Origin of the sequence: Arthrobacter sp. ERGS1:01, from assembly GCF_001281315.1 — a bacterium.
Taxonomy (GTDB): domain Bacteria; phylum Actinomycetota; class Actinomycetes; order Actinomycetales; family Micrococcaceae; genus Specibacter.
This window is the reverse complement of sequence record NZ_CP012479.1, coordinates 2995378-3009451: the sequence shown is the minus strand read 5'-3', so window position 1 is coordinate 3009451 and position 14074 is coordinate 2995378. Positions and strand designations below refer to the sequence as shown.

The 14074-nt window shown below is 68.1% G+C and carries 9 protein-coding genes and 1 riboswitch; of the genes, 6 read left to right on the top strand and 3 right to left on the bottom strand.

Features of this window, described 5'->3' with window-relative positions; genetic code table 11:
• Positions 1 to 50: 50 nt before the first annotated feature.
• Positions 51 to 4511 carry a family 20 glycosylhydrolase gene (locus AL755_RS23280; protein ID WP_160318925.1) on the bottom strand — a complete coding sequence of 1487 codons (4461 nt, stop codon included), beginning with the start codon at positions 4509 to 4511 and terminating at the stop codon, positions 51 to 53.
• Positions 4512 to 4863: 352 nt separating this feature from the next.
• Positions 4864 to 5493, bottom strand: a complete 630-nt coding sequence (locus tag AL755_RS17585) for a malonic semialdehyde reductase (protein WP_054012107.1) — start codon at positions 5491 to 5493, stop codon at positions 4864 to 4866.
• Positions 5494 to 5613: 120 nt separating this feature from the next.
• Between AL755_RS17585 and AL755_RS17580 the strand changes: the two genes are divergently transcribed.
• The 4 genes from AL755_RS17580 to AL755_RS17565 all read left to right on the top strand — a co-directional run bounded on the left by AL755_RS17580 (position 5614) and on the right by AL755_RS17565 (position 10946).
• The gene (locus tag AL755_RS17580) at positions 5614 to 7032 is read left to right on the top strand and encodes an MFS transporter (protein ID WP_054012106.1); all 1419 of its coding nucleotides are present in this window, start codon (positions 5614 to 5616) and stop codon (positions 7030 to 7032) included.
• 287 nt (positions 7033 to 7319) lie between these two features.
• On the top strand, positions 7320 to 8621 hold the full coding sequence (locus AL755_RS17575; RefSeq protein WP_054012105.1) for an ATP-binding protein: 1302 nt from the start codon (positions 7320 to 7322) through the stop codon (positions 8619 to 8621).
• Positions 8622 to 8712: 91 nt separating this feature from the next.
• Positions 8713 to 8807, top strand: a riboswitch (TPP riboswitch).
• A gap of 67 nt (positions 8808 to 8874) precedes the next feature.
• Complete coding sequence (locus AL755_RS17570) at positions 8875 to 9639, top strand: 3-oxoacyl-ACP reductase (RefSeq protein WP_054012104.1); 765 nt, start codon at positions 8875 to 8877, stop codon at positions 9637 to 9639.
• On the top strand, positions 9639 to 10946 hold the full coding sequence (locus AL755_RS17565) for an LLM class flavin-dependent oxidoreductase (RefSeq protein ID WP_054012103.1): 1308 nt from the start codon (positions 9639 to 9641) through the stop codon (positions 10944 to 10946). Before AL755_RS17570 ends, AL755_RS17565 begins: the two co-directional genes overlap by 1 nt.
• Positions 10947 to 10948: 2 nt before the next feature.
• Here AL755_RS17565 and AL755_RS17560 read toward each other — a convergent pair whose 3' ends face one another.
• Entirely contained in the window at positions 10949 to 11497 is a 549-nt protein-coding gene (locus AL755_RS17560; protein WP_054012102.1) for a TetR/AcrR family transcriptional regulator C-terminal domain-containing protein, read from the bottom strand.
• A 110-nt stretch (positions 11498 to 11607) separates the two neighbouring features.
• Here AL755_RS17560 and bioB point away from each other — a divergent pair, with 110 nt between their 5' ends.
• A complete protein-coding gene (gene bioB, locus AL755_RS17555; protein ID WP_054012101.1) occupies positions 11608 to 12690 on the top strand; it encodes a biotin synthase BioB in 1083 nt (360 codons plus the stop codon).
• Positions 12683 to 14056, top strand: a complete 1374-nt coding sequence (locus tag AL755_RS17550) for an adenosylmethionine--8-amino-7-oxononanoate transaminase (RefSeq protein ID WP_082369392.1) — start codon at positions 12683 to 12685, stop codon at positions 14054 to 14056. The genes bioB and AL755_RS17550 overlap by 8 nt, the downstream gene beginning before the upstream one ends.
• Positions 14057 to 14074: the final 18 nt, after the last annotated feature.

Here is a 14074-nt window from a genome sequence, read left to right as displayed (position 1 = left end):
TGGCCAACCCGCCCCTTGATCTTTATGCTGCCGTTGCGGTGTCCCTGCCCCTAGGCGTGGGTGGACTTCCGCTTGCGGCGGCTGGTGAAGCTCACCACGCCGACCAGGACCAGGACCAATCCGCCCAATAGGAACGGAGTGGTGTTCGCACCCGTGCTGGCCAGCTCGTGGTCAGTTGACGGGGCGCTCGTAGCCGATGGCGTGCCGGCCGGGGCGGCGGCCGAAGACGTTGCCGGCGGCGTGCCGGTGGCGGACTTCGTTGCGGCCGGTGACGTGCCGGACGTCGTCGGCGCCGTGGAACCCGTCGGGTCGGACGTCGGGTTCGTTGTCGGGTCGATCGTCGGGGTGGTCGACTCGGTCGGATCCGTGGTGGGAGTGGCGGAATCCGTCGGATCCGTGGTGGGAGTGGCGGAATCCGTCGGATCCGTTGTGGGATCGGTTGTCGGCGTCGTGGTCTCCGTGGGGTCCGTCGTCGGGGTTGAGGTCGGCTCCGTCGTCGGCTCGGTGGTGGGAACGTCGGCCGGGGCCACGGTCAGTGCGAAGGACGCCGTGATCGCGCCGGCGGTGGCGACGATCGTGTGGTTGCCGGCCTCGATCGTCGACGGGATCGTGACGGTCTTGGTGGCGGCGCCGTTTGCGTCGGTGGTCACCGTGCCCAGGTCCACGGGGGTGGAGTGCAGGGACAGGCTGACCGGCGTGTTGGCCGCGAAGCCCTTCAGGGACAGGTCCACCGTGCCGCCGGCCTTGATGGTGCCAACGTTGGCGCTGACATCGGGAACCGTGGCGCCCGGTGCGATGCCGCCAACATTGAGCTCGGCAGCTCCGCCAAAGGCGTTGCCGGCCATAGAGTTCAGGCCGACGAACTTCACGTACCGGCCAACCTTGCCGCCGGAAATCGTGACAACCTGCGCACGGTTCACGTCAAGGAACGTACCCGAGGCAACCTTGGTGCCAAAGTCCGTGAGGCTGTCGGATACGTAAATCTCGTAATCCTTCATCTTGCCGTTGGTGTTGGACTGGCGCTGCGTGTACTCAAAGCCGGTGACGTTGAAGCTCTTGCCCAGGTCCAGGACCAGGGAGTGCGGGAACGGGTCGGAACTCCCTGACCACTGGGTGTGCCAGTACGTGTTGGGATCGCCGTCGAGGGCTGCCGCGGCGGGGCCGTTGGGAGCGGGCTCGCCCGTCATTTCCTGGGAGTCCACGGACTTGATGGTGAGCTGGTTCTGCGGGATCTTGTTGGCCAGCGGAACAAGGGTGGAGGTCACCGCCACGTTGCCGGTGGCCACCCGGGTGCCCTGGGTTGCCGTCAACGCGTAGCTGCCCGAGTAGATGCTGGGGGGTACTGGCAGCTGGAAGGTGATGGTGCCGTTGGCGTCGGGCAGGACCGTGCCAACCACGTTCGTGCCCACGGCCATGGTGACGTACTTGCCGGGCTCGAAGCCGCTGAGCGCGGTTTGCAGGCGGTCGCCGGCCTTGGTGGTCGGGGCAGCCGTCATGGCCGCGGTCTGCGAGGTGTCCCACGGGGTGGGTTCCTGCGGATCGGCGGTGCCGGCCGCAACCGTGACGGTGAACTTGGCCACCGTGCCGTCGCTGGCCGTCAGGGTGCCGTTGAAGTTGCCGGCCGCCGCGTAGCTGTGGGTCGACTTGAGGGTGTAGAGGCTGCCTGCTGACAGTGAGGTGCGGTCGCGCTTGGCTGCGAAGGTTGCCGGCGTTGCGGCAGTGCCGTCACCCCAGTTGACGGTGACGCCCAGGTTCCCGGCGACCGTGGAGGCGCTGACGCCGTCGGCGTCGTCGACCGAGTCAACCGCAATGGTTGCGCCGTTGGCGGCGACCTTCGTGCCCGGTGCCGCGAGCTGGCCCACGGCCAGGTTCAGTGCCTTGCCGGGAGCAACGGCCACCGGGGAGCCGGCCATCGACCAGCTCCACTTGGCGTTGTTTCCGTCGTAGAAGTTGGTGCCCGAGGTAAGCATGCGCTGGCCCATGGCCGCCATGCGGACCTTGAAGTCGTTCACGTTGCGCTTGGCCTGCGGGGTCCAGCCGATCTCGGCGAAGGAGACCACGCGGGGGAAGGCCATGAACTCGGCCTGGTCCCCGCCGCGGATCGTCTCGGACCACTGGGCCGCCTCGACGCCGAGGATGCTGGCGTCGGGCAGGTTGGCGCCGGCGTTTTGCACGGTGGCGGCCGGATCCCAGTCGTAGTACTTGGGGAAGTCCCCCGTGCCGGCCCAGGTCAGGCCGATCGGGGTCTTGGCGTTGTACTTCATGTCGATGTAGGAGGTGGAGCCGTTGGAGACCATGAGCTTGGCGCCCTTGGTGTTGATGGCGGAGAGGGTGTCCGCCGTGCCGCCGGTCCAGTACTGGATGCCGTCGCCGGCCTGCAGCCCGCCCACGGCGGCCTCGTTCCAGCCGATCGGCTGCTTGCCGAGGTCGTGGATGATCTTCACGGTCTTGGTGATGAAGTTGACGTAGTCGTCGTGTGGGGTGGCGTGGGATTCGTCGCCGCCAACGTGGATGTACTTGCCCGGGGTCATCGCGGCAATCTGGGTGTAGACGTGCGTGAGGAAGTTCCAGGTGGCCGGTTCGGCAACATCAAGGGTGGAATAGCCGACGTCGCCGGTACCGTTGGCCGGCACCACGCCGCTTTCGTCCTTGCCCGGCTTGGATGCGGCCGTGTTCAGCTGCGGGATGGCATGCAGGGCGGCGTTCGTGTGGCCCGGCACGTCGATCTCGGGGATGACCTCGATGTGCCGGGACGCGGCGTAGGCGACGATGTCCTTGTATTCGTCCTGGGTGTAGAAGCCCGTGTGGCCCAGTTCGTCCTGGAAGCCCATGGCGCCGCCGCTGGAGTTGCGGGTGGCCGCCGTCTTGCCGGACACGCCGGTCAGCAGCGAATAGTCGATCGTGTCGCCGGCGACCTTGCCGTCGTTGGTGATCTGGATCCGCCAGCCCTGGTCGTCGGCCAGGTGGATGTGCAGCGTGGAGATCTTGTAGGCCGCGAGCGAGTCGATGACGTGCTTGACCTCGTCGGGGCGCTTGAAGTCGCGGGCGACGTCGAGCATCATGCCGCGCTTGTCGAAGCGGGGTGCGTCGGTGATCTGCACGGCGGGCGCGGTCCAGTCGGCGATGACTTTCTGCTTGGACTCGATGAACGCCGGGAAGAGCTGGCGGAGGGTCTGCACGCCGTCGAACACGCCGTCGGAGGTGGCGGAGGTGATTTTGGTGCCCGTGACGGGGTCAACGCTGAGCGAGTAGGCCTCGGACTGCAGGCCGGCACCAAGGTTGGCGATGTCGCCCGGGGTTTGGGAGAGCACGATGTCGTCGCTGTCGCCGGTGGTGCCGTCGACGACGGGCAGGGCCAGCCCGGTGGAGGCGCGGAAGATGCCGGCCAGGTAGTTGCCGGTGGCCTTCGTCTCGGCGTTGTTGGCCACAATGCGTGAGCCCGCGCCAAGGACGAAAGGCGCCTTGTCCGGGGTAGTCATGTTCACGGGCATCGGGATCAGGTTGATGCCGGCGGCGGGAACCACCGGGACGGGCTCGGGGCCGGTCCACACCTCGAATTCCCACATGGACATGCCGTACTTGACCCCGCCGATGGGCGTGCGGGCGATTCCCTGCATGCGGATGTACTGGTACGGGGTGGCTGCCAGGGCCGCCTTGATCTTTTGGCTGTCCCGCCCGTCACAGGTGGGGGAAATGACGTCGGTGGCATCGGTGAAATTGTTGCCGTCGTTGGAGACCTGGAGCTTGTACTGGGCGGCGCAGGCCTTTTCCCAATCGATGGTCACGTGGTCGATCAGGGTGGGCTGGGCCAGCTTGACCGTGATGGCGGCGTTGTCGGCGGTGTTGGAGGACCAGCGCGACTGCGAGGCGTTCGGCTTGGAGCGGTCGGCGTCGCCGTCGATGACCAGTGCCGGTCCCCACTGGCCGGCCACTTCCTGGCCCGTGGCGGTCACGGTGGCGCCGGAGGCGGCCAGGGCCACGTTTGCGGCAGGGGCGGCGGGGGTGTCCCACACCTCGAACTCGAACAGGGAGATGCCCCACTTGGCACCGCCAATCGGCGTGCGGTCAATGCCCTGCATGCGCACGTACTGGTACTTGGTGGTGGAGATCCCGGCGTTCAGTGCAGGGGCGTCGTTGGCCGCAGCGGCGCAATCGGGACGGCTCTGGACATCCGTGGCATCGATGAAGTCGACGCCGTTGGTGGAGACCTGCAGCTTGTACTTGGCGGCGCAAGCGGCCTCCCACTTGATCACGACCTTGCTGATGAGGGTCGGCTGGGCCAGCTTGACGGTCAGTGACGCGGTGTCCGAGGTGTTCGAGGACCAGCGCGAGGTGGCGTCGCCGTCGATCGCGTCGCCCATCTGGTGGACGCCAACCTGCTCATTGCCCGAGGCGGTCACGGTGGCGCCGGCGCTGGCCAGGGCCACGTTCTTGCTGACGGGGTCGCCGGGCGCCGCGACGACGGGTGCCGCCGTCATGGTCAGCAACATGGCCGGGGCAACCACCGCCATCGCCAAAGTCTTTTTCCACATGGAGTGCACGTGTTCATCCTTTTTTCGAATCGGGAGACATAAATCACACGACTTCGATGTTATCGATCACACATGGGATTGGAAAGGGTGATTGACGCGCACTGGCGCGGTTTGACGGGCTTTGAGCCCCGAATTTCAGGGCTTCTTTGGTACGGGTGGCCGGTGAATTCCTGAAAATCAGCCAGCTTCGCCGAGGGTGAATATGCTATATTCCGGCGGCCATGGGAGCCATAACAGCAAAAAAGCACCACCCTCCGACATTGTGCGGAGGGCGGCGCTTTAGTGCTGAAAGTTTATTTTTCGCCGGGACTTATTTGGCGAAATAAATTCTCTAGAGGGTCTCGGTGGCCACATCGAACTCGAGGCGGGCCAGGCGGTCGCGGTCCACGACGCCGTTGGGCTTGCCCAGGTTGACCACCATGAACACCTGGTGGGTGGAGTCGGCGTTGAACTCGGCGTCCATGCCTTCCATGTCGAAACCGGTCATCGGGCCGGCGGCCAGGCCTGCCGCACGGGCTGCCATCACGAAGTAGCCGGCCTGCAGGTGGGCGTTGTTCGCGGCCATCGCGTGGCGGACGGCGACGTTCTCCTCGAACATGGGAATCATGCCGGCCATGTGCGGTGCCGTGGTGGGCAGGAGTTCGTGCCAGTCCTTGTTGTAGCTGAGCAGCGCAACCACCGGGGCGGTCAGCGTCTTGGCCTTGTTGCCGTCGCCCATGTGGGCCACCAGGCGCTCGCGGGCCTCGGCCGAACGGATCCAGCTGATGCGCAGCGGCTGCATATTGAAGGCGGTCGGGCCCATCTTGGTCAGCGCGTACACGGCCTGCAGCGTCTCGTCCGAGATCTCGTCGTCGGCCCAGCTGTTGGCCGTACGCGCATCCAGGAACAACGCCGCCGCAGCATCCGCATCCAAGATGAGTTCGTCCTGCAGGTTGATTTCGGTGGCGATGTCGACGCTCATGCTTTCACACTTTCTTCGAAGAATTTGCTTTCGTAGTGGTTCAGCGCCGGCGGGCGACGTTTTGTTTCCATCCCGGCCGTGAGTTGTGTCACGCAGCCGTGTGCTCGCTAGGCTTGGGCGGTGGGAAATTCAAGTTCGACGCCGGCCCGTGCCTCCTCCTTCAGCCGCGCCCTGGCCCTTTTGGTGGCCGGCACCTACTTCATGGAGATCCTGGACGGCACCATCATCTCCACCGCCGCGGCCGGCATGGCCGCCGATTTGCACGTCCGGCCCGTGGATATCAACCTGGCCATGACGGCCTACCTTATCACCCTTGCAGTGGGCATCCCCATCAGCGGCTGGCTGGCCGAAAGGTACGGTGCGCGCCGCGTGTTCACGGCCGCCATTGCGGTCTTCACCCTTGCGTCGTTGCTGTGTGCGCTGAGCCCCAACCTGGCGTTCCTGTGCGGCGCCCGCATGCTCCAGGGCATGGGCGCGGCCATGATGGTGCCGGTGGGCCGGCTGGTGGTGCTCCGGGATGCCGACAGGAAGGAGTTCCTGGACGCCATCGCGTTCCTGACCTGGCCGGCACTCGTGGCCCCCGTCATCGCACCGGCGCTGGGCGGCCTGCTGACCACCTATGCGAGCTGGCACTGGATCTTCCTTATCAACGTGCCGCTCGGCATCATCGCCTTCGTGACGGCCCTGCGCGTGGTGCCGGACATCCGCGCGCACAAGGTGCCGCCGCCGGACTGGACGGGCTTTGTGTTGTGTGGCGTGGCCCTTGCCTCGCTGGTGATCGGCCTCGAACAGATTGGCGCGGCACCCACGCCCTGGGTCGCCGTCGTGCTGTTCCTTGGTGTGTCGGTGGCGAGTGGCGGCGGGGCGCTGTGGTGGTTCCGGCACTCCCGCCACCCGCTGCTGGACCTGCGGGCGCTGCGCATTGCCACGTTCCGGATCGGCAACGGCGGCGGCGCCCTGTACCGGCTCGTCATCAACGCCGTGCCGTTCCTGCTGCCGCTGATGTTCATGCTCGGTTTTGGCTGGAGCGCATTTGAAGCCGGGCTGATGACCATGGCCGTCTTTGCCGGCAACGTGCTCATCAAGCCCGCCACGACGCCGCTGATCCGGCAGTTCGGCTTCCGTGCAATCGTGCTGCTGAGCGCCGGCGGCGGCGCGCTGGTGCTCGGGGCGTGCGCCCTGTTGCAGCCCGCCACGCCGCTGCCCGTCATTGCCGCCGTCCTGTTTGCCAGCGGCGTGCTGCGCTCCATCGGCTTCAGCGCCTACAACACGCTGCAGTTCGCCGACGTGCCGAGGGCCCGGATGTCCGGCGCCAACACGCTCTCGTCCACAATCGCGCAGATCGCCACCGGGCTGGGCGTGGCCGTTGGCGCCTTGATCCTCCGCGCCGCCGAGACATTGCTGGCCCCGGTCCAGGGCACGACGCCGGTGACCGCCTACCAGTGGACCTTCGCCGTGCTCGGGGTGCTCATGCTCTATCCGGTGGTGGAGGCACTGCTCATGCACCGCACGGCCGGCGAAGCGGTGCAGGCCCGGTAACCGGGCGTGGCCACTTTCCTTTATGCGACCGATTCGCCGTGAGTTCGATGCAGAGTTTCACGGGCCGTCCACCTTATGCGCCAAACCCGAACTGGGTCTGGCGCCCGTGTGGTGCGTGCGCCGGACCCGCCGGGGGTTCGGCGCATAAGTGCGGACGCCTTGGCATATGCGCAGCGCCCCGGGCCACCCGTGCGCATAAGGGAACGGCCGCCCGTGGACACCCCTCGACCCACGCGGGCGGGCCGTGCCATGATGCCTAGCACGGCAACGCAAAGGAGCGCTGGGCAATGACATCGTGGAAGATCCGGGATTTTCACTCGCAGGACGTGGAGGGGATCCTGTCCCTGTGGCAATCCCTGCGCGCCAGCGGGGTGGAACCCGTCTATGACCTGTCCGAGGTGCTGGCCTCCTGCGAGAAGGACCACGCCGTGGTGGCCGTCCAGGGCGAACAGATCGTGGGTGCCGCCGTCGGCCGGGCCGCCCACGACCAGGGCTGGATCGTGTTCCTGTCCACGCTGCCCGAGTTCCGCGGCCGGGGGATCGGCACGTCGCTGCTGGCCGCCGTCGAAAACCGCATGGCCGCGCACGGGCTGAACAAGCTCTCCGCCCTGATGCCGGACACCGAGAACCGGGTGGAGGCGTTTTCCAACCGCGGCTTCGTGGTGAAGAAGAACCTGCGCTACTTTGAGCGGCGCATCCCGGTCCAGCGGGCCGAACTGGGCGCCCTGGAAGAGCTGGGCGGCCGGCTGCTGCCGCGGGACTTGTGGCACCGGGTGGCCGGAATGACGGCGGAGAAGGAACTGCTGGAACGCCGGCTCGTGCTGCCGCTGGCCGAGTCCGAGCTCGCCGAGGAGTTCGGCGTGGTGCCGCCGCGCGCCGTCGTGCTGTTCGGCCCGCCCGGCACCGGCAAGACCACCTTCGCCAAGGCCATCGCGTCCCGGCTGGAATGGCCGTTCGTGGAGGTCTTTCCGTCCCGGCTGGCGGGGGAGCCCGGCGGCCTGGCCGGTGCGCTGCGCCAAACCTTCCTGGACATTGCCGAGCTGGAGCACGCCGTGGTGTTCATCGATGAGGTGGAGGAGATCGCCTCGCAGCGCTCCGGGGAGCCGCCCTCGCCCATGCAGGGCGTGACCAACGAGCTGCTGAAGATCATCCCGGCCTTCCGGGACCAGCCCGGGCGCTTGCTGGTGTGCGCCACGAACTTCATCCGCTCACTGGATTCGGCGTTCCTGCGCCACGGCCGTTTCGACTACGTCATCCCCATCGGCCTGCCCGACGCCGAGGCCCGCACCGCCATGTGGTGCCGCTTCATCCCGGACACCGTGCTCGAACACGTGGATGTGGCCGGCCTGGTCGCAGCCAGCAGCGGCTTCTCCCCGGCGGATATCGAGTTTGCCGCACGCAGCGCCTCCCAGCGTGCCCTGGAAAAGGCCGTGTACGACGTCGATGCCGGGGTGGGCGGGCCTCTCACCGACCCGCGCGGTCCGGTCACCGCCGACTACCTGGAGACCATTGCCGACACCCGGGCCACCGTCAGCGAGGCCGTGGCCGCGGACTTCCTCGAGGACATCGACGCCCTGGCCCGGACGTAGCGAGCCGGACATAGTTAGCTGAACGCACCAAGCCGGACGTAACAAGCTGAACGCAGCAACGGCGCGGCGGCGGGCTTCGGCTAGACTCGCTGGCAGTGACACGGGGTGCCCCTTGCGGGGCTGAGAATCACACCCGTTGAACCTGATCTAGTTAGCACTAGCGAAGGGATGTCCCGCCGGTTTTTGTGCGCCCGCCTTTCGCGGCGCAGCATCGCCGTGCCCATCTTTTCGCCTTATTTCAAGGTGGAGTACCATGCAGTTTTCAGAACAAACAGTGCTCGTCACGGGTGCCGGCCGCGGCCTGGGCACCCACATCGCCCGGGCGTTTTTGGGTGCCGGCTCCAAGGTGGTGCTCAACTACCGCAGCAGCGCCGACGGTGCCCGGGAACTGGCCACCGAGGCCGGGCCGGACCGGGCGCTGGCCGTGCAGGGTGACGTCACCAGCCCGGAGGAGGTGGCGGCCATGTTCGCGGCGGCGGAGCAGCACTTTGGCGCCCCCGTCACGACCGTCGTGAACAACGCCCTGGCCGCGTATTCCTTCAACGGCGACGCCCGCGCCACCGCCGCCGGGATCGCCTGGGCCGACTTTGACGCCCAGTTCTCCGGCAGCGTCCGCGGTGCCTTGAACACCACGCAGGCGGCCCTGCCCGGCATGAAAGCGCACGGCTTTGGCCGGGTCGTGAACATCGGCACCAACCTGTTCCACAACCCCGTGGTGCCGTACCACGACTACACGGCGGCAAAGGCGGCGCTGCTGTCCCTGACCCGCACGCTGGCCGCGGACCTCGGCCCGGAAAACATCAGCGTCAACATGGTCTCCAGCGGCCTGCTGCGCACCACCGACGCGAGCGCCGCAACCCCCGATGAGGTGTTCGACTACATTGCCGCAGCCACGCCGCTGCGCCGGGTCACGACGCCGGCCGAGCTCGCCGACGCCGTGCTGTTCTTCGCCTCGCCGTGGGCCCGGTCGGTGACCGGCCAGAACCTCATGGTCGACGGCGGACTGGTGATGAACTGATGCCCGGCACGTCCGCCCGGCAACTGCACCTGAACGTTTTCCTGCACGGCTGCGGCCACCACGGAGCGGCCTGGCGGCTGCCCGACTCGCCGATTGCGGAGCTGGGCGACATCCGCTTCTACGAACGGCTGGCCCAAGTGGCCGAACGCGGGCTCTTCGACGCGGTCTTCTTCGCCGACGGCCAGTCCGCCGGCGATCCGGCAAGTGGTCCGCTGTGGCACCTGGAACCCCTGACCATGCTGGCGGCCATTGCCCGGGCCACCGATCGGATCGGGCTGGTCAGCACGGTGTCCTCCACGTTCTATGAGCCGTTCCACGCCGCCCGCATGCTGGCGTCGCTGGACCACATCAGCGGCGGTCGCATGGGCGTGAACGTGGTGACGTCCATGTTCGACGCCGAGGCCCGCAACCACGGGATGCCCGCCATGCCGCCGCACGAGGAGCGCTACGCCCGGGCCGCCGAATTCATTGACGTTGCACAGGGTCTGTGGGACTCCTGGGACGGCGACGCCCTGCTGCGGGACCGGGCCGGGCGTTACGCGGATCCGTCCCTGGTGCGCCCCGTGCTCCACCAAGGTGCGCATTTCAGTGTTGACGGGCCGTTGAACGTGCCGCGCTCGCCGCAGGGCCGGCCCGTGCTGTTCCAGGCCGGAGCTTCCGAGCCCGGCCGCGCACTCGCCGCCAGCTATGCCGAGGGCGTGTATGCGGTGGCCTATGACCTGCCCAGCGCCCAGGCGTACTACGCCGACGTCAAGCGCCGCATCGCCGAGGCCGGGCGGGATCCCGACGCCGTCGCCATCATGCCCGGTCTGGTCACCTATGTTGCCGCCACCCGGGAGGAGGCGCTGGCCAAGCAAGCCGCCGTGGACGCCGCCCTGCCGGTGGAGACCTCGTTGGCCCAACTGGGCCGGTTCGTCCAACGCGACTGCAGCGGCTGGGAGCTTGACGCTCCCGTGCCGGCCCTGGTGCCGGCGTCGGACTTCACGGGGCCGGCGGGCCGCTACGCCACGATCCTGCGGATCATCGAGACCGAGCAGCCAACGGTGCGCCAACTCCTGGGCCGGCTGGCGGCCGGCGGCGGCCACGCCACCATGGTGGGCACCCCGGCCGAGGTGGCCGGTCAAATGCAGCAATGGTTTGAGGAGGGCGGTGCGGACGGTTTCAACCTGATGCCGCCGCTGCTGCCCGAATCTCTGGAGGACTTCGTGACGCTGGTGGTGCCGCAACTGCAGCGGCGCGGATTGTTCCGCACGGAGTACACGGCCACCACCCTGCGCGGACACCTGGCCCAGCGCACCGCGGCCTAGTCTCAGGCCGTGCGGGGGCCGCTGCCCTCGCCGGCCAGCCCGGCGAGGAACAGCTCCAGGCCGTAACCGAACGCCGCATCGGTGTCGGAGTCCATGGCGTCCAGCAGGCCCGCCCGGGTGAAACCGGCGCGGGTCTGCTCCTGCGTGACGGCGCCCAAAATGTAGTTGACCACCGCGTCGGCGGCCCACCGCCCCTCCTGGTCCGTCAGGCCCTGCGCGTCCAACAGGCCCCGTACACGCAGCAGGGCGGAAGGCCCCGCCGGCGCCAGCACATGGGCCAGGGCCACCACCTCGGCGCCGTCGCGGACGGCCAAGAGGGCGGTGCGGATCGACACGGCCAGTTCGCGCAGCGTGGCCGCCTCGCCCACGGGTGCCAGAATCCGCCCGGCCAGCACCGTCAGCAGGTCCTGCTTGTTCTTGATGTGCCAGTAGAGGGCGCCGACCTGGACGTCCAGGTCCCGGGCCAGGCGGCGCATGGAGAGGTCAGCGAGCCCGTATTCGCGCAGGATTCCCAGGGCGGCGTCGACGATCTGTTCGCGTGTCAGCGCCATGGCCAGCTCCCCTTCGGCAAAGTCCTAGCGCCCCTGCGGCGCCCCTTTATCTTCCCCCATGCCGGGGTGCCCCGATTGACAGCGGGGCCGCCGCCTCACACACTTGAACAGTGTTCAATTACTTTAACGACCTTGCCGACCGGCAGCTGTCCGGTGCCGAGCTGACCCGTGAAGAGGCGCTCGCCGTCCTCGAATCCACCGACGACCAACTGCTGGAGGTGGTGGCGGCCGCTGCACGTTTGCGTCGCGCCCACTTCGGCAACACCGTCAAGGTGAACTACCTCGTCAACCTGAAATCGGGGCTTTGCCCGGAGGACTGCACCTACTGTTCGCAGCGCCTGGGCTCCGCCGCCCAAATCCTGAAGTACACCTGGCTCAAGCCGGAGGAGGCGCTGGCCCAGGCCGCCACCGGCATCGGCGCCGGGGCATCGCGCATCTGCATGGTGGCCAGCGGCAAGGGCCCCAGCGATCGCGACGTGGACCGCGTGGCCGGGATGGTCCGCGAGCTCAAGGACGGCAACCCCCACGTCGAGGTGTGCGCCTGCCTGGGCATCCTCAAGGACGGCCAGGCCGATCGCCTGAAGTCCGCGGGGGTGGACGCCTACAACCACAACCTCAACACCAGCGAATCCATGTACGCCGACATTTGCTCCACGCATGAATTTTCCGACCGCGTGCGCACCGTGGAGCACGCCAAGGACGCCGGCCTCTCGCCCTGCTCCGGCGTCATCGTGGGCATGGGCGAAAGCCATAACGACCTCGTCGACGCCGTCTTCGCACTGCGGGCACTGGGCAGCGAATCCATCCCCGTGAACTTCCTGATGCCCTTCGACGGCACCCCCCTGGAAGGGACTTGGCTGCTGACCCCCGCCGCCTGCCTGCGCATCCTGGCCATGGTCCGCTTCGCTCGCCCCGACACCGAGCTGCGCATGGCCGGCGGGCGCGAGATGCACCTGCGCACGCTCCAGCCGCTGGCCCTGCAGGTGGCCAATTCGCTGTTCCTGGGCGACTACCTGACCAGCGAGGGCCAGGCGGCCAAGGCCGACCTCGAGATGATTGCGGACAACGGTTTCACCGTCCTGGGCAGCCGGGAGCCCGGCACTCAGGACCCGGACGACGCCGTCGCCTCCCCGGGCGGGTCCCTTGCCATCCGTCGCCGCGGGGCCGGCACGGCCATGGCCCCCAATGCCTAGGGGAGCACTCCTGTCGCATCCGGAGTCCGCCGTCTCGGAACAGGCAACGACTCCCGCGTCCCTCATCGCCCGTGACCGCGGGCTGCTGTGGCACCCTTATTCACCGCTCGACGGCGATGCCCCCTTCGCCGTGAACGCAGCGGAGGGCACGAGGCTGAGCCTCACCGCTGCTGACGGCACCGCCTTTGAGGCCGTTGATGCCATGAGTTCGTGGTGGTCGGCGATCCACGGCTACCGGCACCCGGCCCTGGACCGTGCACTGCTGGACCAGGCCGGCCGGTTCAGCCATGTCATGTTCGGCGGCCTCACGCATGAACCCGCCGTACACCTGGCCGAACGGCTCGTCGACCTGGCACCGGAGGGCTTGGCGCACGTGTTCCTGGCGGACTCCGGGTCCATTTCCGTGGAGGTTGCCCTGAAGCTGGCGCTTCAGTACCAGTTAGGCATGGGCCGGCCCCGGCGCACCCGCTTCCTTGCACTGCGCGGCGGCTACCACGGCGACACCTTTGCGGCCATGGGCGTGTGCGACCCCGTGGACGGCATGCATGCCGCCTTCCCGTCCGTGATTCCCCAGCAACTCTTCCTGCCCCGCCCGCCCGCCGCCCGGCTGGTGGACGGCGAACTCGTGGCCGACGCCGCAGAGGTGGCGGCCTGGATCGGGATCCTCGAGGAAACGGTGGCCCGCCACCGCGACGAGCTTGCCGGCATAGTCCTGGAGCCCATACTCCAAGGCGCCGGCGGCATGTACATCTACGCACCCGCCGCGCTCGCCGCCGCCCGGCGCGTGGCCAGCGACAACGGCCTGCTGCTGATCTGCGACGAGATCGCGACCGGGTTTGGCCGCACCGGGACGCTGTTTGCCGTCGAATGGGCCGCCGTTGTCCCGGACATCATGTGCGTGGGCAAGTCTTTGACGGGCGGCTACCTGACGCTGGCCGCCATGCTGTGTTCTGCGGCCGTGGCCGACGTCGTCACCGCCTCGCCGCTGCGTTCCCTGCTGCACGGCCCCACGTTCATGGCCAACCCGCTGGCCTGCGCCGTGGCGGGCGCGTCCCTGGAACTGCTGGCTTCGGCCGGCTGGCAGGGCCAGGTTGCCCGGGTCGGGGAGGGGCTGGCCGCCGCGCTGGCTCCGGCCGCCGGGCTGGCTTCCGTCCGGGACGTGCGCACGCTCGGTGCCGTGGGCGTCGTCGAGCTGTCCGGCCCCGTCGATGTCCCGGCCGTGACCCGCGCAGCCCTGGAGCATGGCGTGTGGGTGCGCCCCTTCCGGAACCTGGTCTATACGATGCCGCCGTACGTGAGCACGGCCGAGGACATCGCCGCGATCGGTGCCGGAATCCACGCCGCGGTGGCCCGGGTGCACGGCTGATGGCGGTCACGGAAACGG